At 72.3% G+C, this 18,987-nt stretch carries 24 protein-coding genes; 8 read left to right on the forward strand and 16 right to left on the reverse strand.

What is annotated here, in order from left to right; all coding sequences use genetic code 11:
- Positions 1-63: 63 nt before the first annotated feature.
- The gene (locus tag RMN57_RS20505) at positions 64-1,515 is read right to left on the reverse strand and encodes an MFS transporter (protein ID WP_313764794.1); all 1,452 of its coding nucleotides are present in this window, start codon (positions 1,513-1,515) and stop codon (positions 64-66) included.
- Between the two features lie 164 nt (positions 1,516-1,679).
- Here RMN57_RS20505 and RMN57_RS20510 point away from each other — a divergent pair, with 164 nt between their 5' ends.
- Both RMN57_RS20510 and RMN57_RS20515 read left to right on the forward strand, forming a co-directional pair.
- On the forward strand, positions 1,680-2,669 hold the full coding sequence (locus RMN57_RS20510; protein WP_313764795.1) for a helix-turn-helix transcriptional regulator: 990 nt from the start codon (positions 1,680-1,682) through the stop codon (positions 2,667-2,669).
- A gap of 199 nt (positions 2,670-2,868) precedes the next feature.
- Positions 2,869-3,429 (forward strand): hypothetical protein, encoded by a 561-nt coding sequence (locus tag RMN57_RS20515; protein ID WP_313764796.1) that lies wholly within the window; start codon positions 2,869-2,871, stop codon positions 3,427-3,429.
- Between the two features lie 12 nt (positions 3,430-3,441).
- Here the strand turns inward: RMN57_RS20515 and RMN57_RS20520 are convergent, their stop codons facing one another.
- The 6 genes from RMN57_RS20520 to RMN57_RS20545 all read right to left on the reverse strand — a co-directional run bounded on the left by RMN57_RS20520 (position 3,442) and on the right by RMN57_RS20545 (position 9,061).
- On the reverse strand, positions 3,442-4,689 hold the full coding sequence (locus tag RMN57_RS20520; RefSeq protein WP_313764797.1) for a HAMP domain-containing sensor histidine kinase: 1,248 nt from the start codon (positions 4,687-4,689) through the stop codon (positions 3,442-3,444).
- A 110-nt stretch (positions 4,690-4,799) separates the two neighbouring features.
- Complete coding sequence (locus tag RMN57_RS20525) at positions 4,800-5,627, reverse strand: response regulator transcription factor (protein ID WP_313764798.1); 828 nt, start codon at positions 5,625-5,627, stop codon at positions 4,800-4,802.
- Positions 5,624-6,616: a hypothetical protein gene (locus tag RMN57_RS20530; RefSeq protein WP_313764799.1), complete on the reverse strand. Its 993-nt coding sequence runs from the start codon at positions 6,614-6,616 to the stop codon at positions 5,624-5,626. Before RMN57_RS20530 ends, RMN57_RS20525 begins: the two co-directional genes overlap by 4 nt.
- 187 nt (positions 6,617-6,803) lie before the next feature.
- Positions 6,804-7,445 (reverse strand): class F sortase, encoded by a 642-nt coding sequence (locus tag RMN57_RS20535; protein ID WP_313764800.1) that lies wholly within the window; start codon positions 7,443-7,445, stop codon positions 6,804-6,806.
- 292 nt (positions 7,446-7,737) lie between these two features.
- Positions 7,738-8,232 (reverse strand): hypothetical protein, encoded by a 495-nt coding sequence (locus RMN57_RS20540; RefSeq protein ID WP_313764801.1) that lies wholly within the window; start codon positions 8,230-8,232, stop codon positions 7,738-7,740.
- Positions 8,233-8,383: 151 nt separating this feature from the next.
- Complete coding sequence (locus RMN57_RS20545) at positions 8,384-9,061, reverse strand: TetR/AcrR family transcriptional regulator C-terminal domain-containing protein (RefSeq protein ID WP_313764802.1); 678 nt, start codon at positions 9,059-9,061, stop codon at positions 8,384-8,386.
- 154 nt (positions 9,062-9,215) lie between these two features.
- Between RMN57_RS20545 and RMN57_RS20550 the strand changes: the two genes are divergently transcribed.
- Positions 9,216-9,734, forward strand: coding sequence for a hypothetical protein (locus tag RMN57_RS20550; protein WP_313764803.1), 519 nt, complete (start codon positions 9,216-9,218; stop codon positions 9,732-9,734).
- A 55-nt stretch (positions 9,735-9,789) separates the two neighbouring features.
- On the opposite strand, the gene RMN57_RS20555 is transcribed toward RMN57_RS20550, so the two are convergent.
- From RMN57_RS20555 to RMN57_RS20565, 3 genes are read right to left on the reverse strand one after another with little or no spacing between them, the layout of a single operon-like run.
- Positions 9,790-10,062 carry a hypothetical protein gene (locus RMN57_RS20555; RefSeq protein ID WP_313764804.1) on the reverse strand — a complete coding sequence of 91 codons (273 nt, stop codon included), beginning with the start codon at positions 10,060-10,062 and terminating at the stop codon, positions 9,790-9,792.
- Complete coding sequence (locus tag RMN57_RS20560) at positions 10,059-10,280, reverse strand: hypothetical protein (RefSeq protein WP_313764805.1); 222 nt, start codon at positions 10,278-10,280, stop codon at positions 10,059-10,061. The genes RMN57_RS20555 and RMN57_RS20560 overlap by 4 nt, the downstream gene beginning before the upstream one ends.
- 31 nt (positions 10,281-10,311) lie before the next feature.
- Complete coding sequence (locus RMN57_RS20565; RefSeq protein WP_313764806.1) at positions 10,312-10,686, reverse strand: ATP-binding protein; 375 nt, start codon at positions 10,684-10,686, stop codon at positions 10,312-10,314.
- 317 nt (positions 10,687-11,003) lie between these two features.
- On the opposite strand from RMN57_RS20565, the gene RMN57_RS20570 reads away from it, so the two are divergent.
- Positions 11,004-11,852 (forward strand): helix-turn-helix transcriptional regulator, encoded by an 849-nt coding sequence (locus RMN57_RS20570; protein ID WP_313764807.1) that lies wholly within the window; start codon positions 11,004-11,006, stop codon positions 11,850-11,852.
- Positions 11,853-11,862: 10 nt separating this feature from the next.
- Positions 11,863-12,063 carry a DUF397 domain-containing protein gene (locus RMN57_RS20575; RefSeq protein ID WP_313764808.1) on the forward strand — a complete coding sequence of 67 codons (201 nt, stop codon included), beginning with the start codon at positions 11,863-11,865 and terminating at the stop codon, positions 12,061-12,063.
- Between the two features lie 111 nt (positions 12,064-12,174).
- Here the strand turns inward: RMN57_RS20575 and RMN57_RS20580 are convergent, their stop codons facing one another.
- The 6 genes from RMN57_RS20580 to RMN57_RS20605 form a co-directional block, all read right to left on the reverse strand.
- Positions 12,175-13,347 (reverse strand): methyltransferase domain-containing protein, encoded by a 1,173-nt coding sequence (locus tag RMN57_RS20580; protein ID WP_313764809.1) that lies wholly within the window; start codon positions 13,345-13,347, stop codon positions 12,175-12,177.
- 3 nt (positions 13,348-13,350) lie between these two features.
- Positions 13,351-13,512, reverse strand: coding sequence for a hypothetical protein (locus RMN57_RS20585; RefSeq protein ID WP_238860623.1), 162 nt, complete (start codon positions 13,510-13,512; stop codon positions 13,351-13,353).
- 138 nt (positions 13,513-13,650) lie between these two features.
- Positions 13,651-14,484 carry a helix-turn-helix transcriptional regulator gene (locus RMN57_RS20590; RefSeq protein WP_313764810.1) on the reverse strand — a complete coding sequence of 278 codons (834 nt, stop codon included), beginning with the start codon at positions 14,482-14,484 and terminating at the stop codon, positions 13,651-13,653.
- Positions 14,481-14,996 carry a DUF6879 family protein gene (locus tag RMN57_RS20595; protein WP_313764811.1) on the reverse strand — a complete coding sequence of 172 codons (516 nt, stop codon included), beginning with the start codon at positions 14,994-14,996 and terminating at the stop codon, positions 14,481-14,483. Before RMN57_RS20595 ends, RMN57_RS20590 begins: the two co-directional genes overlap by 4 nt.
- Positions 14,980-15,192: a hypothetical protein gene (locus tag RMN57_RS20600; RefSeq protein WP_313764812.1), complete on the reverse strand. Its 213-nt coding sequence runs from the start codon at positions 15,190-15,192 to the stop codon at positions 14,980-14,982. Before RMN57_RS20600 ends, RMN57_RS20595 begins: the two co-directional genes overlap by 17 nt.
- 184 nt (positions 15,193-15,376) lie before the next feature.
- A complete protein-coding gene (locus RMN57_RS20605) occupies positions 15,377-15,901 on the reverse strand; it encodes a DUF6879 family protein (RefSeq protein ID WP_313764813.1) in 525 nt (174 codons plus the stop codon).
- Between the two features lie 366 nt (positions 15,902-16,267).
- Between RMN57_RS20605 and RMN57_RS20610 the strand changes: the two genes are divergently transcribed.
- The 3 genes from RMN57_RS20610 to RMN57_RS20620 are packed head-to-tail and all read left to right on the forward strand — an operon-like array spanning position 16,268 to position 18,698.
- Positions 16,268-16,933: a DUF4097 family beta strand repeat-containing protein gene (locus RMN57_RS20610; RefSeq protein ID WP_313764814.1), complete on the forward strand. Its 666-nt coding sequence runs from the start codon at positions 16,268-16,270 to the stop codon at positions 16,931-16,933.
- A 26-nt stretch (positions 16,934-16,959) separates the two neighbouring features.
- Positions 16,960-17,916, forward strand: a complete 957-nt coding sequence (locus RMN57_RS20615) for an ATP-binding cassette domain-containing protein (protein ID WP_313764815.1) — start codon at positions 16,960-16,962, stop codon at positions 17,914-17,916.
- Positions 17,913-18,698 carry an ABC transporter permease gene (locus RMN57_RS20620; protein ID WP_313764816.1) on the forward strand — a complete coding sequence of 262 codons (786 nt, stop codon included), beginning with the start codon at positions 17,913-17,915 and terminating at the stop codon, positions 18,696-18,698. The genes RMN57_RS20615 and RMN57_RS20620 overlap by 4 nt, the downstream gene beginning before the upstream one ends.
- The last annotated feature ends 289 nt before the right edge of the window (positions 18,699-18,987 follow it).

Here is an 18,987-nt window from a genome sequence, read left to right on the forward strand (position 1 = left end):
CCCCTGTGCCGTTGCCCGCCGGCGGCGGCGACGCCACCGGCGTCCGCCCGTGGCGCGGGCCGCTCACCCGCGCCGGAGGAAGAGCGCCACGGCCGCCCCGGCGAGCAGCACCAGGGCGGTGTTGACGCCGATCGCCCAGGTGACGCCGGTGAGCACGGTGCCGCCGGCCGCCGTCGCGGTGGTGACCGCGCTCATCACCGGCGTGCCCAGGGTGATGCCGACCTGCTGGGTCATCGTCGCGACCCCGGTGGCCAGGCCCTGCTCCTCGTCCGGCAGGCCCGAGGTGGCCGTCACCATGAAGCCGACGATCGCCACCATGTTGCCCACGCCGCCGACGAAGGTGGCCGCCAGCAGCAGCCCGAGCCAGGCCCGGTCCGCGCCGAGCAGCAGCAGTGCGGCGGTGGCCACCGCCTGGACGAGGAAGCCGGCGAGCAGGGCGCCCCGGTTGCCGAGCCGGCCCAGCACCCGGGGAGCCAGCAGGCCGCCCAGCACGGTGCCCGCACCCAGCACGCCGAAGGCGAGGCCGGTGGCCAGGGCGGAGAAGCCGAGCACCCGCTGGAGGTAGAGGGTCAGCAGGAAGACCAGCGAGGTCTCGGTGGCGAAGGCCAGCAGCCCGGCCGCGTTCCCCCAGACCACCGTGCGCCGCCGCAGCACCCGGACCGGCACCAGCGGCGCGGCGGCGCGCCGCTCCACCAGCCAGAACGCCACCAGCAGCACGGCGGCCAGGGCCAGCGCTGACAGCGCCACCGGGTCGCCCCAGCCGTGCTCGCCGGCCGTCGTCAGGCCGTGGACCAGGGCGAGCAGGCCGCCGGTGACGGTGACCGCGCCCGGCAGGTCCATCCGCGGCCGGCCCGCGCCGGCCGGCCCCCCGGTCGACGGGCGGGGGCGGCTCTCGGCGATCAGCCGGGGCGCGGCGAGCAGCACGGCCAGCGCCACCGGCACGTTGACGAAGAACGCCCAGCGCCAGCTCAACAGGTCGGTGAGCAGGCCGCCGAGCACCGCCCCGGAGGTGAACCCGGCCGACATCAGCGCGCCGTTCAGGCCGAGTGCCCGCTCGCGCAGCGGCCCCTCGGGGAACGCCGTGGTGAGCAGCGCCAACCCCGCCGGGGTGACGGCGGCGGTGGCCAGGCCCTGCGCGACCCGGGCCGCCAGCAGGACGCCGGGCGTGGTGGCCAGGCCGCCGGCCAGCGAGGCGACGGCGAGCACGGCCAGCCCGGCCAGGAAGACCCGGCGCCGCCCGAGCAGGTCGGCCACCCGGCCGAACACCAGGGTGAAGCCGGCCGCGCAGAGCGCGAACGAGGTGGCGATCCACTGCAGGCCGCCGAGCGGGAAGCCGAGGCCCTGGCCGATCACCGGCAGGGCGACGTTCAGGATCGAGAAGTCCACGGCCAGCATGAACTGGGCGGCCAGCAGGACGACCAGGACGAGCCGCTGCCGGCGGGTCGTGCCGGCGGCGGCCGGTCGGGCGGGTGGTGCCTCTGGTGCCTCTGGTGCCTCGGACAGGGTGGCGGTCATCGGTCCGCTGCCTTTCGACGGGGGAGTCCGGGAGGTCCGGGTCTCCGGTTGGATCCGGTTACGGCAGCAGCCTGCGCGGCGCCGGACCGCCCACCCAGCCCCCCGCGGAGGGTGGCACTGGCAGGGGCAGGCTCGGCGGCGCCCGCCGGTGTTGACTGGGGGTCATGAGCGCACTCGAGATTCCGAACGGCTCGATCGGCACGACCGGCCTGGGCGACCTGGGCGACCTGGGCGGCACGGGTGGCCCGTCCGGCCCGGGCGGCCTGGGCGAGTTCCTGCGCACCCGCCGGGCCCGGCTGCGGCCCGAGGACGTCGGGCTGGTCGCGTACGGGACCCGCCGCCGGGTGCCCGGGCTGCGGCGCGAGGAGCTGGCGCAGCTGGCGGGCGTCAGCATCACCTACTACACCCGGCTGGAGCAGGGGCAGAGCCGGAACGTCTCCGACGAGGTGCTGGACGCCGTCGCCCGGGCGCTGCGGCTGGACGCCGACGAGCACGCCCACCTGCGCAACCTGGCCCGCCCGGCGCGCGCCGCGAAGGGGCGGGGCGCCGAGCGGTTCGAGCGCGTCCGGCCGGCGGTGCGGCAGCTCATCGGCGCGATGGCGGACGTCCCGGCGGTGGTGGTCGGGCGGCGCAACGAGGTGCTGGCCTGGAACCCGCTCGGCCACGCCCTGCTGGCCGGCCACCTCGACCCGGCCGCGCCGGACCGCCCGGCGGACCGCCCCAACCTCTCCCGGCTGCTCTTCCTCGACCCGCGGACCCGGGCGCTGTACCCGCGGTGGGAGACCGAGGCCCGGGCCCAGGTGGCGTTCCTCCGGCTGGCCGCCGGGCGGCACCCGAACGACCGGCAACTGGCCGAACTGATAGGCGAGTTGTCGATGAAGAGCGCGGAGTTCGCGGCACTCTGGTCGGGCCACCCGGTGCACGACTGCCTGTTCGGCACCAAGGAGCTCCGGCACCCGGTGGTGGGCGGACTGGCGCTGGCGTTCGAGGCGCTGCCGCTGCCGGAGGCCGGCCACCGGATGCTGCTCTACAGCGCGGCGCCGGGCTCGTCCGCGGAGGCCGGGCTGCGACTGCTGGCCGCGAGTGCGGCCGCGGCCGCCGACCGGGTGGCGGGAGGCGAGCGCCAGTGGGCCGTGGGCCCGGCCACCGACTGAGGCGCGGGCACCGGCTGAGGCACGGGCGCCGCCTGGGGACCGGGCACTCTCCCGGGCACGGCCGGATGTCCGGACATCGTCGTGATTCGGTATCGGATGATCATCCTGGGCCGGTGGGGGCCGTCGAGTCGCTAGTCTGTGCGACCGTCACTCCGGGCGGTCGGCCGACCGCCCGTCACACACGGGGGAACGAACCACCATGCCCATCCGCAGCCTTCCACTGGCCCTCGTGGCCGTTGCCGCCGCCGTCACCCTGACCGCGTGCGGTCCGGGTGACCCGGAGCCGGCCGCCACCGGCGCCGGGCCGACCGCGGGCGGCACCGCCGCCCCCGCGCCGACCGGCGGTGCCACCGCAAAGCCCGGCGACGGTGCGACGGGCGGCTGCATCCCGCCGAGCGTCCCGTCGAACCACCGGATCGTGAATCTCGCCAAGGCGGCGACCGAGACCACCGTCCACGCGAAGGACACCACGTACCTCTGCAACGATCCCGTCGGCAACTGGGCCGACGCGGCGGGTGAGGCGAAGACCTACACCTTCGCCGTGGGCGCCACCGCCAAGCTCAGCGACCTGAACAACATGCTGCACCCGGTCCCGCTCGCCCGGTTCGCCGCGCACAGCGACTTCTGCCTCAACCACACCTCGGCCCCCGACACCGACCCCTGCTACGACCGCCACACCGTCGAGCTCGTGCTGGACTCCTCGGGCAGGATCGCGAAGATCTACGAGGTGGGCCGGGTCCGGCAGGTCGTCGCCGACTAGGCCGGGCGTGGCCTAGTCGGACGGGGCTTGGTCGGCGGTGGCCCGGGCCGGGCCCTCCGCCTGGTCGGGCGGCAGCTCCAGGGTCGCCACCGCGCCGCCGTCCGGGTGGTTGGCGAAGGTCAGGGCCGCGCCGATCACCCGTGCGTGGCCCTGGGCGATCGTCAGGCCGAGCCCGTGGCCGCGCCCGCGTTCGCGCACGCTCGTCCGGAACCGCTGCGGCCCGTGCCGCAGCAGGTCGTCCGGGAAGCCGGGCCCGTGGTCGCGGACGGTGATCCGCAGGCCGTCCACCTCCAGCCGGACCGGGCCGCCACCGTGCCGGTCGGCGTTGAGCAGCAGGTTCCCCAGGATGCGGTCCAGCCGCCGCAGGTCGGTGCGCACCGAGGCGTCGGCCGCGGACGGCCGGACGTCGACCTCCACCTCCAGCCCGGTCAGCCCGACGGTCCGGCGCACCGCGCGCTCCAGCGGCACCGCGGACAGGTACGGCGTCTCGGCGTCGGCGTCCAGCCGGGAGACCTCCAGCAGGTCCTCGACCAGCGAGCGCAGAGCCTGCACCCGGTTCTGCACGAGCTGGGTGGGCCGGCCCGGCGGCAGCAGCTCGGCCGCGGTGACCAGCCCGGTCAGCGGGGTGCGCAGCTCGTGGGCGACGTCGGCGGTGAACTGCTGCTCGTCCGCCAGCCGGCGGTGCAGCGCCCGGGACATCTGGTCGACGGCGGTCGCGAGGTCGGCGACCTCGTCCCGCCCGTCGACCAGCTCGCCGATCCGGGCGTCCGTCCGGCCGGCGGCGATCCCCCGGGCGGCCGTCGCCGCCGTCCGCAGCCGCCGGCTGATCCGGTCCGCGACCAGCACGCCGACCAGCACCGTCGTGAAGACTGAGGCGGCGACGGTGATCAGGATGATCCGGTCCAGGTCGGCGATCGCCGTCCGGTCCTGCGTGAAGTCGACCCGGACGGAGAGCACCCCGCCCTGGACGGCGCCGGCCGCCCACATCGCCTCGTCCTCGGGTCCGCCCGCCAGCAACGACCCCTGCCGGCCGTCCGCCGCGAGGGCTCGCAGCCGCGGCGGCAGTGCCGGGTCGTCCAGGGGGACCTTCTCGCCGCGCCCGTAGGCGGCCGCTGCGGAGTCGAGCGCGGTGAGCGCCGACTCGCGGGCCTGGTCGACGTGCTGGCGGATCATCGCCTGGTGGACGAGCAGGCCGACCGCCACCGCGACCAGGACGGAGATGGCGGCGACGGCGGTGGCGATCTGGCGGCGCAGGGTCATCCGGCGCAGCGTGAGGCGGCGCCGCGGTGCGCGCGGCGGCGTCGTGCTCCCGGGTGCTCCCGGCGTGGCGGTCCCCGGCGTGGCGGTCCCGGGTGTCGTGGTCCCCGCTGTCATGCCGGGCGCCGCAGCTTGTAGCCGAAGCCGCGGACGGTCTCGATCCGCCCGCTGCCGATCTTGGCGCGCAGCCGCTGCACGTGGACGTCCACCACCCGGGTGTCGGCGCCCCACTCGTAGTCCCAGACCCGCTCCAGCAGGGTGGAGCGCTCCAGCACGATGCCGGGCGCGGCGGTGAACTCCAGCAGGAGCCGCAGCTCGGTCGGGGTCAGCGGGACGAGCCGGCCGTGCACCCGGACCTCCATGCTCTCGGTGTCCACCTCCATGCCGTCGAAGCTGCGGACGCTGCGCGGTGCCGGTGCGGTGGGGGCCGGTGCGGTGGGGACGTGCTCGGGGAGAGGCGGTGCGGTGGGGGCCGGTTCGGCGCGGTCGACGGGTACGGGTGCGGGTGCGGGCGCGGGTGCCGGGGCCTCGGCGGCCGGGACGGTGCGGACCCGGCGCAGCACCGTCCGGATCCGGGCCACCAGCACCGCGCTCTCGAAGGGCTTCACCACGTAGTCGTCCGCCCCCGCCTCCAGACCGGACACCACGTCGATCGGATCGGTGCGCGCCGACATCATCAGGATCGGCAGCTGGCTCTCCTCGCGGATCCGCCGGCAGAGGCCGACCCCGTCGAGGAGCGGCAGCATCACGTCCAGCAGCATCAGGTCGGGGCGGGCGGCGCGGAAGGCCTCCAGCCCCTCCAGGCCGTCGGCGGCGGTGGAGACCGGGAACCCGTAGCGCTCCAGGGCCATCCGGGTCGCCTCCCGGATCACCTCGTCGTCCTCGACGATGAGGATGTGCGGCTGGGCGGCCGGCGCGGTCGCGGGCACGGTGGGGTTCATGGCTTGGCCTCCGGGGGAGCCGCGGTCGGACGGACGGGCTGGGAAGCGGCGGGGCGCGGGGCGCCGACCCCCGCACCGCTCTGCGGCTGGGGCGTCGCGGCCCAGCCCGTGCCGCCCGGGACCGGGCTGGGCTGGGGCCGGCCCGTGACGGGCGGGTCCGACGGCCGGCTGACCTTGGGCCCCGGCGTGCCGGCGGGCGTGGCCTCCGGCTCCGCGGTGGTCCCCGGGCCCGGGCCGGGGATCGGGCCGATGCCCTCGACCCGCTGCTCCAGCAGGCCCAGACGCGTGCCGTCCCACTGGTAGTGGCTGCTGGTCCGGGTGGTCACGGTGGTGGGTTCGTGCAGCCACAGGTCCGCCCCGACGGTCTCCGCGCCGAACCCCTTCAGCACCTGCACCCGCAGGACGGGCAGCAGGCGGTCGCCGACCGCGGTGTAGACGTGCAGGACGACCGGCCCGACGGTGCCGACGGCGGCGATCAGCTCGGGTCGGCCGTCACCGGTGAGGTCGCGGAACTCCGGGGCGCGGACCTCGCACCCCGGGCAGCCGTCGAGCGCACGCCGTTCGTCCTGGCTCACCCCGGGGTCCTTCGCCAGGACGGCGCGGACGTCCACGGCGGTGAGGTCCGGCCCCGGGAAGGTCACGTCGGGGACGGGCTGCGGAGGGGGCTCGGAGGAGCGGCCGGGCGCAGGTGAGGTCGGTGGGGGTGCGACGGCGAGGCCGGACCAGAGCGGCTGGGGCACCGTCGGCGGCGTCACCTGCCGCGCGGGGCCGTGGTCGCGGAGCTCACCGGGCGCGCCGCAGGCGGTCAGCAGGAAGGCGGCCAGGGCGGCCAGCGCGGCGAGGAGAGTGGAGAGAGCGGTGGTGACGGGCGCGGTGGCCGCCGGCGCGGCGGTGGGGGTCGCGGTGGTGGCCGGCGCGGTGGTGGCGGCCCGGACCGCCCGCGGGGGCGCGGCGCCGGCCCGGCGGCGGGGCGGGGGTGATGCTGCCACGGCTGGTGCTCGTCCTCCTGGTCTGCGGCGGCGCTTCCGGCCCGCCTGGTTCCGGTCGGTGTGATTCTGGCCTGCGGCGGCGTGCCGGTTCGTCCCCGGTGGGTAGGTCGCCCGGACGGCGGCCGGTGGTTCCGTCGGTCGGGGCCGCCCGGACGGCGGGCCGCCGGCCCGGCCACGCCGTCCGTCCTCAGCCCGTCGGGGCGGCCAGGTCGGCCAGGACGATGATGTTGTCCGTCCAGTGGCCGTCCGCGCCGATCCGGCCCCCGCAGGTGATCAGCCGCAGTTCGGCCGCGGCCGTGTCGCCGTACACCGCCTCGGTCGGGAACCGGTCCTTGGCGGCCTGGAGCAGCGAGCGGACCTTGAAGTCCACCGTGCTGCCGTCCGCCCGCTTGACCTGGATCCGGTCGCCGGGCTGCAGCTTCGGCAGGCCGCGGAAGACCGCCGGGCCGTGGGCGGTGTCGTAGTGCCCGATCAGGACGGCCGGCCCGGTCTCCCCCGGCGTCGGGCCGTTGCGGTACCAGCCGACCTCCTGGGCCCGGTCGACGGTCGGGACCTCGACCGTGCCGTCGGCGTTCAGGCCGAGGCCGGTGACCGGCGCGTCCACCCCGGCGGCCGGGACGAGCAGACGGGTCGGTGGCGAGGCCGCGAACGGTCGCGGCGCGCCGGCCGGGGTCGTGCCAGGGGTCGTGCCCGCGGTGCCGGTGCCGGTCTTGCCGGTTCCGGTGCCGGCTCCCGTCGGCTGCTGGGGAGCGGTGGTCGTGATGCTGCCGGGCTGGTGCGCCGAGGCCTCGATCCGGACCACCGGGGTCTGCCGGCTCGACAGTGCCACGGAGGCGCCGAGCACCAGGCAGAGCACGCCGGCTGCGCCGAAGGCGGTCCGGCGCAGCGCGGCCGGGACCGGACGCCCGGTCCGGGCCCGGCGGTGGCTCCGGGCACGGGTGCCGCGACGGCCGGAGGTCCGGTCGGCCCGGTGGCGGGCAGGGGCCTCCTCGGCCCGGTGGTGGTTGGTCGCGTCCCCGGTCCCCGGTTGCCCGATCCGGTCCGGACCCCCCTCGCCCCCGCTGCGTACGGGCCCGTACGCAGCGGGGGCGACGGGAGGCCGCGGGGGCCGGGGGCCGGTGTCAGCCGCGCGCACCGGAACGGCGGCGCAGGAGGGCGAAGCCCAGGACGCCGGCGCCGACGGCCGCGACGGCACCGCCGCCGGCGAGCTTGAGGCCGGACGAGTCGCTCGCGCCGGAGCCGTCGCCGGCCTGGGCGGCGCCCTTGGGCACCTCGCGGACCTGCGGGCTCGCCGTGGCGGGCGCGGGGACGGGAGCGGGGCCGGAGCCGGTGCCGGAACCGGAGCCGGCGTTCGCCGGGGCCGGGGCGGGGGAGCCGTCGGCGGCCCACGCGGTCGGGGCGGAGGCCGGGCGGGAGACCTTGGGCTGGGGGACGGCGCTCGGCGCCGCGCCCGAGCCGGCGGGCTGGCTGGCGCTGGGGGCGGCCGGCGCGGGCTTCGGAGCCCCGTCGGCCCACGCCTGCCCGCCGGAGAGGGAGGCCAGCAGCGCGGCGCCGGTCAGGGCACAGACGGCCAGCGCACGGCGGGCGGGCGAGCGGTGGGTACGGCTCCTGGTCATGCGGTGTCACTCCTTCGTCGGGACGCCGCCCCGGCCGGGTCGGCCGGGGCTTCGTCAGTGACGTTAGGAGCGCCGTGTCGCGGTCCCCGGCCGGTCGCATCACGGCCGTCCATCGGCTGCGTAACGACCGCCGGGGCGGGTGTTGCGGACGTCAGGTCCGTACCAGTTCGGCCTCCAGCCCGGTGAGGAGGGCGCGGAGGCCGAGTTCGAGGGTCTGCCCGGGGGCCCCGGCGTAGTCGGCGGCGGAGGGTTCCTCCAGCCGGGCGCGCAGTCGGGGGAACGCGCCGGCGACCTCGCTCGCCTTGGCCATGGTCTCCCCGAACGCCTCGTCCGGGTCCTTGCCGTCGCGGGTCAGCCGGCGGTTGAGCGAAGTCATCGCCGCGTCGCCGAGGGCGTTGCCGAGCACGTAGGTGAAGACGGCGGCGGCGACGGCGTCCGCGGCGGCGGGGGCGAAGCCGGCCCGCTCGTAGAGGGCCAGGGTGTGGTCGTCGAAGCGGGCCTTGCCGGGGCCGTAGAAGAGGTGGGAGCCGAAGGCCTGCACCAGCCAGGGGTGCCGCCCGAACATCGCGTGCAGCTCGACGGCGAGCGCGACGGCCGCCGTGCGCCAGTCGGCCGGTTCCCGGTCGGGCAGGTCGATCTCGTGCCAGACGTGGTCCCCGGCGAGGACGACGAGGTCGTCCTTGTTCTTGACGTGCCAGTACACCGCGGTGGCGGCGCTGCCCAGGCGCTTGCCGAGGCTGCGCATGTTCAGGCCCTCCAGGCCTTCCTCGTCGAGGAGGTCGACGGCGGTCCGGACGATCTGTTCGCGGGTCAGGGTGTCGCGTGCCATGGGGCTCACGATAGGGCGGCGGAGTCGACTTGCACAAAGTTCAGGAGACCACTTGCACAGTGTTCAAGTCTCGGGCTACCTTCTACTTGCACTTAGTTCAAGTGACACCGACCGGGGCGCCGAGCGCGGCGCGCCTTCCGAGGGGGACCAGACCGTGAACGCCTTCATCACCGCCATGCAGCTGTCCGTCGCCGCCGCCTTCGTCAGCATCCCGTTGGTCCGGGCCCGCTTCGGTGCCGTCGCCACCGAGGCCGCCCACGCCGAGCTGCGCCGTCAGGACGTGCGGACCACGGTGCTGGAGGAGAACGGGATGCGCTTCGACGCGGGCGGCCACGAGACCTGGGCGCCGGTGTCGATCGCGACGGTGCTGGCCGCCACCGCCGGACTCAACCTGGCCGGCGTCTCCTGGGCGGGCGTGGTGAACTGGGTCGTGCTCGGCCTCGTCCTGGCGATCAACATCGTGATCCTCTACAGCAACCTGACCGCCACCGGCTCCGTCCGGGCGGCCTTCGCCCGCAAGGGCGACCCGGAGCTGGCCCGGATCGACGTCGCCGCGCTGCTCAAGGCCGCGGAGGGTGGCTTCCCCCGCTGGGTGTGGGTCGTCCAGAACGTCCGCCACGTCATCGTCTTCGGCGCCGCGGCCCTGGCCCTGACGGCCACCGCCCTCGCCTGACGCGCAACCGCGAGGCCCTCGCCCCGAGTGGGCGAGGGCCTCCGCGTGTGGTCGGTCAGGCGGGTATGCGGTGTCGTCCGCGAGGGGTGGGCGGGCGGTCGGTTTCGGGGCCGAAGCGGCCGGCCTGGCGGGCGATCCAGGCGTACTCGTGGGTGCCGTCGGGAAGTCGGCGCAGCTCCCAGCGGCCGTGGCGGGTGATCGGGGGCGGGGGGCGGTCGTCGTTGACCCTGAGGGCGGTGACGACGCCGAGGGCGACCGTGGCGATCGCCAGGGCGAGGAGGACGGCGAAGGCCGCGCCGATCAGGAAGGCGGCGGTGCCGGTTCTCATCGGCGGATCCCGAGGACGCGGTGGCCGAGGTGGGCGGCGAGGGCGTGGAGGAGGTCGTGGGCCTGGTCGCGGGTGAGGGGCAGCGCGACGTGCTCGCCGGGGGCGGCGTGGACGTCGAGATCGACGGCGAAGCGGAGTTGGAGGGCGGCGTCGGGGACGCGCTCGACGGCGAGGTAGGCGGCGGTGGTGCGCTCGACGTGGGGGCTCAGGACGTCCACGGCTGCTCCTCGGTGGCCTGGTGGTCGCGGTTCACGCGGCGGCGTCCAGCTCGAACCAGACGAACTTGCCCTTGCCGCGCTCGCGCGGGGCGGCGCCGAAGCGGTGGGTGAGCGAGCGGACGAGGAACAGGCCCCGGCCGGAGAGTTCGTAGGGGTCGGCGGGGGTGCGGGGTTCGGGGAGCGCCGGGTTGTCGTCCGCGACGGAGACGCGGACGGTGCGGTCGGCGAGCAGGACGACGACCACGGTCGGCGCGGGGTTGCCCCCGTGCTTCCAGGCGTTGACGAAGAGCTCGTGCAGGGCGAGTTCGGCGTCGCCGATGAGGTCGGGCGGCCAGCCGGCGGCGGTCAGGGCGTCGCGCAGCGCCTCACGGGCGGCGGACCAGTCGGGCGGGTTGAAGGCACACATGGGGAACCTCCGGGTGAGAGGTGGAGTGGTGGATTCGGGTTCGACCGGCGGAATCGTCGCCGTGAGCCAGGCCGGCGCGGGGCTGGTTGATGCCACGCGCGGCTGCTCTGCGGTGCACAGGCAGCAGGCGCCTACTGCCTTATAGATAGGCATTACTGACGATCCATCGGATCGATCTGAGGGTGACCCTACAGCATTGGTATCACCTGTGATCCCGTGATTGGATAGATTCACCCTTGAGTGCCCACTCATCGCCAGGTGGACCCATGCCGGATCATCGCGGCAGACTTGGGCCACATTGGGCAAGGAAGGAAGCTATGCCGCCACGACCAAACCCCACACTCCGTCAGCGCCGCATCGGCGCTGAGCTGCGAAAGATGCGGGAGGCTGCGGGCCTCTCTGCGCCAAGTCTGAGTCGCGCTCTGGGCATCGACAGAACCCAGGTCAGCCAGATGGAGTCGGGGAAGGTCGGCTTGAGCCGGGAGCGCCTGCAGTCGTTCGCTGCGGCCTGCAAGTGCATGAACCACCCTCTGATCGAAGCGCTTGAAGTGATGATCCAGGAGCGCTCGAAGGGCTGGTGGGAGGAGTACCGCGGAACCATCCCGGACGGCTTCCTTGAGAACGCGGAGTTGGAGAAGGGCTCGCGCGAGTTGATGATGTGGGTGCTCACCCACATCCCTGGTCCGTGCCAGACCATCAGCTATGCATCAGCGGTGTTCGGGCGATTGATTCCCCAGCTCCCGCGCCACGAGCTGGAGGCACGAACGGCATTCCGGATGCAGCGGAAGACGGACCTCCGGCGCGACCGGAAGCCACTCACGGCCTTCGTGTATGAGTCCGCCCTGTGGACGAGGTTTGGCGGCCCACAGGTCCTGAAGGAGCAGCTCGGCTCCCTCCTCGAAGACTCGGAGCAGTCGTGGATGACCATCCGAGTCGTCCCGTTCGACGTCGAAACCTTCCCAGGTGCGGTCGAGAACCTCACCTATGCGTTCGGCTCTGTGTCGGAACTGGACACCATCGAGCTGGAGTCGTCAGGAGGGCCTATCTTCGTCGATGCTGCAAGCGAGCTCGTCAGCTACCGCTCGATCTTCGAGCGCACCGAAGCGACAGCCCTGAGCGAGAGCAAATCCCGCGACCTGATTCGCAAGGTCGAACGAGAGTTGTGAGAGGCCGAACATGACCGACATCGAATGGCAGAAGTCTTCGTTCAGTGGTTCCGGTGGCGACTGTCTTGAGGTTCGCAACATCGAAGGGTTGGTCGAGCTTCGTGAGTCCGACGAAGGCGATGTGATCGTCCGCACCACTCCCCTCAAGTTCGCCAAGTTCCTCCAGGGAGTCAAGGCCGGCGAGTTCGACCGCTTCGCCGCCGACGCGTAGCAAATCGCTCCGGCGGCCCTTCGCTCCAAGTGAGCGAAGGGCCGCCGCGTGTAGGTGCCGTGCCTCGGAGTGGGAAGTCGGTCCTTCCGACTTCCCACTCCGTTCGGGCCATCAGCCGCTGACGGCTACCGGGTTGTCCGGGCTGTCCAGCCACACCGAATGGCTCGCCCCTGCCACGGTGAGCCCGAACCGGTCGAAGCCGGGCCGACCCCGGGAGTCCCACCAGCGCCAGGCCGCTGCCACCTCGTCCCAGAGCCGTCGCCGGCCGGACTGCATCACCTCGTAGTCGCCCCGATCGGGCTCCCAGTCGACGGTCGCCCATGACGTGACGGCAGTGTCGTGCAGCCACAGCGTGTAGGTGCCGTCCTGATAGCGCTCGATCAGGGGGAAAGCCCCTGGCACCTGCACACCGATGGCGAACATCTCCAGCCACCCACCAACGTCTTCCGGTGACAGCGGCGTTGACGACCGTGCCCCGTCCGCCGGCCAGGGCCCCGAGAGGTAGGCCAGGCTGTCCGGCCGCTCGGCTCGTTGCTGCCGGAGCCGCATGAACGCGGACGATCCGATGAACCTTCCGCTCGCCGTGCCGTCGTCGCCGACCGTGAGCCGGACCACCGCCTCTCCGCCGTACTCGGGCCCCCATGGCGCGACGATCACCCCACCGGGTCGTGCCTGCTCGACCCACGCCTGTGGAATCCGGCCGACCGAACACGTGGCGATCACCCGGTTGTACGGCGCGCCCTTCGCATAGCCATCTGCCCCATCGCCGACCACGGACGTCGGGGCGTACCCGGCCTTCGCGAGCCGTTGTCGTGCGCCGGCCGCGCTGTACTGGTCCACCTCCACCGTGACGACGTTTCCAGGCCCGAGCCGGTGTGCCAGGAGCGCGGCGTTCCAACCCGTCCCCGTGCCGATCTCCAGCACGCGGTTGCCGTCCTCGACGTTCAGCGCGGCGAGCATGGAGAACACCATGGTCGGCATGGAGTTGGACGACGTCGGCATGGTGCCCCGGCCGGTCCCGGCGTGCGCCCCGTCGTCCCACTGCGTGGTGAGCGGCACATCTGAATGGACGGCCTCCCACCATGCGGCCCGGTCGGCGTCCCGGTTGACCGCTTCGCCCTGTCGCACGCCGTCAGCCCGACCGGGCCAGACAGTGTCCGGTACGAACAGGTGGCGGGGCACGGCGTCGTAGCCCGGTAGCCAGTCTGACGTCAGTGACCCGTTCGCGATGAGAGCGGAGGCCAGCCTGGCTCGGCCGGCCTCCGCTTCGTGCTGCTCGATCACCGGCTACTTACCGTCCGCCGGGCCCTTGCCGTCCGAGGTGTTGCCACCCTCGGAGGAACCGCCGCCACCGTGCTTGTTGCCGCTGCTGCTGTCGTCCTGCTGGCCGCCGCCGGTACCCGATCCGGTGCCGCCGCCGTGCTTTCCGTCGAACGTGGGCCTGGACATGTGCTTCCCCTTCGTCGTCATCTCCCGGACCGACGGCGCTCCGCTGGTCCGTCGCACGGGAATCAAGCTAGGGAAGGAGGAACGGTCAATCAATGCGATTCCCGTTCCGAAATAATCGTCCAGCGGGTGAAGTCGGCTTCATGTGCGATAAGCGGCAGACCATTCGGCGAGTAGGCCTCGGGCGGCTTCTCCGAAGACTGCATTCTCCTCAAACAATGTGAAGATCTCCAGGTGCTGGCAAATGTCTTTCGAATCGCGGAAGACTATCCGGCCGGTGAAGGTCTCCACGGTGGCCAGCCGGTCGTCGTAGATCGTGAACGTGTTCATCGGGCCACGCGTCAGCGGTGTGCCGATAGGCAACAGTCCGAGGCGTACGGATGGATGGTGGGAGAGTGAGGCGAGCCGGTCGATCTGCATGGCCATGGCCAGAGGTGGGAGCATCGCCCATCTGACGGCCTGTTCGGTCAGGATGAACGTGAATGACTTGGATTCGTCATAGAGCAGGGCTTGTCTTTCGATCTTCCGGTTGACTACCGCTGTTCTGTCTCCCGTTGTGTTTGCCAGGCTGGCGTGCATGTACTCCGGCGTGGCGAGCAGGCCGGTGATCATCGCGGGAAGAAAGTACCGCAGCTCGGATGCGGCGGCCTCCAGACTGGATAGTTCGGCCTGCCGCTTCTCGATACCGCGGCGCCACGAGGAGCGTTTGTCCTGCCATTCGGTGTTCGCGATCCGTGCCAGTGAGGTGGTCTCCCGGATGATGTCCCTCGGTGCGTCGAGCGCGCCGAGGATCCGCTCCACGTCAACGACGCTCGGTGTGGCCTTCCCTCTTTCGATCTTGCTGATCTTGCTCTGACTGATGCCACAACGCGCTGCAAGCCGGTCTCCAGTGAGACCGGCTTGCAGGCGTAGGTTCCTGAGCAACTCGGCCAGATCCTGCTTCGACCGTCCGAGCTGATCGGGATCGAGCGTCACCCGTGGGCTTTCAGGTAGTCAACGAAGGGCACCGAGTTCGCGATCGCAATCCTCTTCAACTCCCGGCACTCTGCTGCCCGATCGTCGACTAGCTCGCGGTTGATCTGCGTGCCGTCCGGCCGGAAGTTCAGATGCACGACCGAGGATTCGTCGAACATCCACCAGTCCTGGGAGGGAATCCCGAAGTCCTGATCGGTGGCGTCCAGGATCCGGATGTCTTCCCCGGCCGCGATGTTGCCGGGAATCCCCCAGGCGAACTGGTACCGCTGGTAGTCGGTCAACGGCCGGCGCACCACGCGGACGCGTCCGATCGTCCTTCCGGAGGAAACGAACCCCTGAACCCGTCGGTGCCAGGCCGCGTTGTGCCCGTCCGGCTTCGGCTCACCACGCAGGAACCGCGCCAGGTTCTCGGCCTCGCGCGGCATGGAGTAGGTCGGCTGGGCTTCGAACCGGAACGCATCGCGCTCGTACGCGTCGAAGTGGTCGCGCCACCGGTCACCATCCAAGAGCACGGACGGCCTCCTCCAGGACACCCCGGGGGATCTCCACCGCGGACTCACCTTCCGGTACCTGGAGGGCGGCGAAATGATCGCCCTGGACCACGAACGTGTCGCGATCGGTCGCGTAGACGTTCGGGCAGTCGTCGTCATCGCAGTTGGGGCCGTTGGGCCTACCAGTCAGCCGCGTCAGGCTCGGGTTCTCGGTCATGCCGCCCCCTTCGAATCGGCCCGGTCGGACCGTCAGATACGAAGGTAGGGAGGGCATTAGTTGGGTGTCCATGCCGGCATGGCTGTATTCCGGTGTCGGACTAAAGATCAAGGTCGGTGGTGCCGCCGCAGCATCCTCCCGGCGGTGACGTGGACAGAAGCTGTCTGCCGGTGATTCTCAGACCTCAGACGGCGTAGTGGTCGTGCGGGACGGCACGCTCCCACACCGTCTCGAAGGCAGCGGACACCAGCTTCACCGTGGCCGGGTCCTCGGTGTACTCGTGTCCGGCCCAGTCACCGTCACCGGTGAACCAGTGGAAGAGAACCAGGCGATCGTCAATCAGCCAGAGATCGTTACCCGGCAACGCGATGTCGGAGGCGAGTCGGCGGGGCAGCCAGCGGACTTGTTCGCCGGCCGCGACGTTCACCGGGGTCAGCGCGTGCTCCCACCTGATGTAGTCGGTCACCGGCTCGGACACGATCCTTGCGCGGCGCATGACCACACCCCGGCCGACGGTCTCCCGCACGAGCGGCACCCAACCGGCCCAACCCTCCGATTCGGGGTCGAGATCGACCTTGCCTGAATGCCTGAACTCGTTGAACTCCTCAGCTTCGTCTGCCACGCCGTAGGTGTCGCGCATCTCCAGGTGCACGGCGGTCCGCTGCGCTCCCCTCAGCAGGGCGGAAAAGTCCGGCACGTTCTGCGTCATCGCACGCCTTCCTCAAGATCGGGATCGTCCGCAGGGGACGCGGACAGCGGCTTCGTGGTTTGTAATGCCCCGATCGTGGCGGGGTACCCACACCGGCTCGCAGGGCAGGTCGCGGTGGGGCGGTCACCCGCTCCGGCAAGGCGATCTCTTCATGCTTCCCTGATGCCCCGGCGTAGCGTTCATTTTCAACCGGATGCAACGACCAAGGTATCTGTCGTTGCGTTAGAAACAGAACGGTTGCAACAATATTGTGGCTTTGAGCTGCAGCGATGCGGATAGTGCGCAACGGACCTGTTGCCTGATCATCGAACGCAACGTAGCTTTTGCGGAGTCAGAAACGACCAGCGCAGCAAGCAGGAGAGAACAATGCAGAAGTTCCACACCCCCGCCCCGATCGCCGCCGTCCTGGACATCCCCGCCGGGCGCATCCAGCTGATCGCCGGCGACCGCGCCGACACCGTCGTCGAGGTCCGGCCCGCGGACGCCTCGAAGGGCCGCGACGTGAAGGCCGCGGAGCAGACCACCGTCGAGTACCGCGACGGCGTCCTGCGGATCGAGACCCCGGGCGGGAAGAACCAGATCCTCGGTTCCTCCGGGTCCGTGGAGATCGCCGTCAAGCTGCCCGCCGGCTCCAGCGTCGAGGCCCGGACCGCCGCCTCCGAACTGCGCGGCGTCGGCCGCCTCGGGGACATCGCCTTCGACGGTGCGTACCGCCAGATCAAGATCGACGAGGCCGCGAGCGCCCGCCTCACCGCGACCGACGGCGACGTCGAGATCGGCCGGCTGGGCGGCCCCGCCGAGATCAGCACCCAGCGGGGCGACATCCGGATCGCCGAGGCCGTCCGCGGCGCGGTCGTCCTCAGCACCCAGTCCGGCGACATCACCGTCGGCGCCGCCGCGGGCGTCTCCGCCGCCCTGGACGCCGGCACCGGCTACGGCCGCGTCAGCAACTCCCTGAAGAACGACGGCACCGCCGACCTGACCATCCGCGCGACCACCGCCTACGGCGACATCACCGCCCGCAGCCTCTGACCCGCAGCCACCGAGGAGCACCCATCATGACCAACCTGGCCATCGCGGCGAACGGGCTGCGCAAGGCGTACGGCGACAAGACCGTGCTCGACGGCGTCGACCTGGCCGTCCCCGAAGGAACGATCTTCTCCCTGCTCGGTCCGAACGGTGCCGGCAAGACCACCGCCGTGAAGATCCTCTCCACCCTCATCACCGCCGACGCCGGCGACCTGCAGGTCGGCGGCCACAATCCGGCCACCAATCCCCAGGCGGTGCGCGCCGCGATCGGCGTCACCGGGCAGTTCTCCGCCGTCGACGGCCTGATCACCGGCGAGGAGAACATGCTCCTCATGGCGGACCTGCACCACCTGTCCCGGCGCGAGGGCCGCCGGGTGGCCGCCGAACTGCTGGAGCGCTTCGACCTCACCGACGCCGCGAAGAAGCCCGCCTCCACCTACTCCGGCGGCATGAAGCGCCGCCTCGACATCGCCATGACCCTGGTCGGCGACCCCCGGATCATCTTCCTCGACGAGCCCACCACCGGCCTCGACCCCCGCTCCCGCCACAACATGTGGCAGATCATCCGCGAACTGGTCACCGGCGGCGTCACCGTCTTCCTCACCACCCAGTACCTGGAGGAGGCCGACCAGCTCGCCGACCGCATCGCCGTCCTCAACGACGGCAGGATCGCCGCCGAAGGCACCGCCGACGAGCTGAAGCGACTCGTCCCCGGCGGCCACGTCCGCCTCCGCTTCACCGACCCGGCCGCCTACCGGGCCGCCGCCACCGCCCTGTCCGAGGCCACCTCCGACGACGAGACCCTCGCCCTGCAGATCCCCAGCGACGGCAGCCAGCGCGACCTGCGCACCGTCCTCGACCGCCTGGACACCGCCGGCATCGAGGCCGACGAGCTGACCGTCCACACCCCCGACCTCGACGACGTGTTCTTCGCCCTCACCGCCACCGCCGCCGTCCCCCACCAGTCCAAGGAGAACGCCCGATGAGCACCCTCGCCCTCGCCGTCCGCGACTCGTCCACGATGCTGCGGCGCAACCTCCTGCACGCCCGCCGCTACCCCTCGCTGACCCTGAACCTGCTGCTCACGCCGGTCATGCTGCTGCTGCTCTTCGTCTACATCTTCGGCGACGCCATGAGCGCGGGCATCGGCGGCGGCGACCGCTCCGCCTACATCGCCTACCTCGTCCCGGGCATCCTGCTGATGACCATCGGCAGCACCACCATCGGCACCGCGGTCTCCGTCTCCAACGACATGACCGAGGGCATCATCGCCCGCTTCCGCACCATGGCCATCCACCGTGGCTCCGTGCTCGTCGGACACGTCGTCGGCAGCGTCCTGCAGGCGGTCATGAGCGTGGTCCTCGTCGGCGCCGTCGGCCTCGCCATCGGCTTCCGGCCCGTGGACGCCACGCCGCTGGAGTGGCTCGCCGCCTTCGGCCTGCTCGTCCTGTTCGCCCTGGCGCTCACCTGGATCGCCGTCGGCATGGGCCTGGTCAGCCCGAACGCCGAGGCCGCCAGCAACAACGCCATGCCGCTGATCTTCCTGCCGCTCATCTCCAGCACCTTCGTCCCGGTCCACTCGATGCCCGGCTGGTTCCAGCCGATCGCCGAGTACCAGCCCTTCACCCCCGCCATCGAGACCCTGCGCGGGCTGCTGCTCGGCACCGGGATCGGCAACAACGGGTGGATCGCCCTCGCCTGGTGCCTGGGCCTCACCGTCCTCGGCTACCGCTGGTCGACCGCCACGTTCAACCGCGACCCGAAGTAGCCGCCGTGACAACGCGGGCAGGCTCCCGCACCCCGCTCCGCCCCAGGGCGGCGTACTCCGACACCGGGTCGGCGCACGCCGCCCGTCGGCGTTCCGGGCGGCTCGCACCTCGTCGTCCCGCGACTGACGACCGCCGACTGACGACCGCCGACCGCCGACCGCCGACTGACGACCGCCGACCCCCTACCGCCGTAGGGGGTCGTTTTGGCTCTGCGGCGGGACGTGCCGGGTGGGGTCCGGCTCGTAGCTTTCCGAGTGTCGGCACACGGGCCGGCCGGAAAGTGAGAAG

The organism is Kitasatospora sp. CM 4170 (assembly GCF_032110285.1).
GTDB classification, from domain to species: domain Bacteria; phylum Actinomycetota; class Actinomycetes; order Streptomycetales; family Streptomycetaceae; genus Kitasatospora; species Kitasatospora aburaviensis.